This is a genomic window from Pseudoselenomonas caprae (genome assembly GCF_008271345.1).
GTDB classification, from domain to species: Bacteria; Bacillota; Negativicutes; order Selenomonadales; family Selenomonadaceae; genus Selenomonas_A; species Selenomonas_A caprae.
Map to the genome: position 1 here is coordinate 1 of NZ_VTOZ01000066.1, position 718 is coordinate 718.

1 protein-coding gene is annotated in these 718 nt (G+C 44.3%); it reads left to right on the forward strand.

The window, feature by feature from the left end; all coding sequences use genetic code 11:
* Positions 1–101 precede the first annotated feature (101 nt).
* On the forward strand, positions 102–718 hold a 617-nt coding region (locus tag FZ041_RS14330), incomplete at its 3' end, for a Wzz/FepE/Etk N-terminal domain-containing protein (RefSeq protein ID WP_255449461.1).

Sequence of the window (718 nt, forward strand, 5' to 3'; positions counted from 1 at the left end):
GTACGAATGATGATAGTGCAAAATACACGAGAGAGCAAAGGGATGAAAACGTGGACAAGGTGAACGAGGAAAGCATAGATCTGGGGAGACTAATGCGGATAATGGTGGCGCGTAAGGTAGTGATAGGTGGTGTTCTTGCGGCTTGTATCATCATCGCATTAGGTGTTGCGTTGTCCATGCCTAAAAAATATGAGTCAACAGCTATCGTGCAAATAAGAAATGTTGCAATAGGCATGGAGACTACAACAGCCAATATGGTATCACATGGTATTAACAGTGAGGATGGAAATCGAATAGAACTTTCACCATCGACTTATGTTGAATTGATGAAATCACGGTCGGTTATGGAGGCGGCTGACAAGCGAAGTGAATCCATAGCAGAAGAAATAGGGACAGCACCTGTTGCAATTCGTAATTTCCGTATTGAAGGCAAAAGAGGAACAAATCTGCTGACAGTGACAGGAATAGGCAAAACGCCAGCTGAAGCCCAGCTGATAGCAAAGTGTCTTGTAGATGGTTTCTTAGATGTACAGACAAAGAAAAATCAAGAGACGCAGACGCAACTTATATCGGTCATTGATGAGCGTATTGAAGCAGCTCAGCAAGAAGGCAATCAAGAGCTATATGAGCATCTGCAGCGTCAGCGTGAGCAGCATAAAATACAGCTGGCAATGCCAAGCATGGATGTTCAGATCATTGATCCGCCAGACGTGCCAGA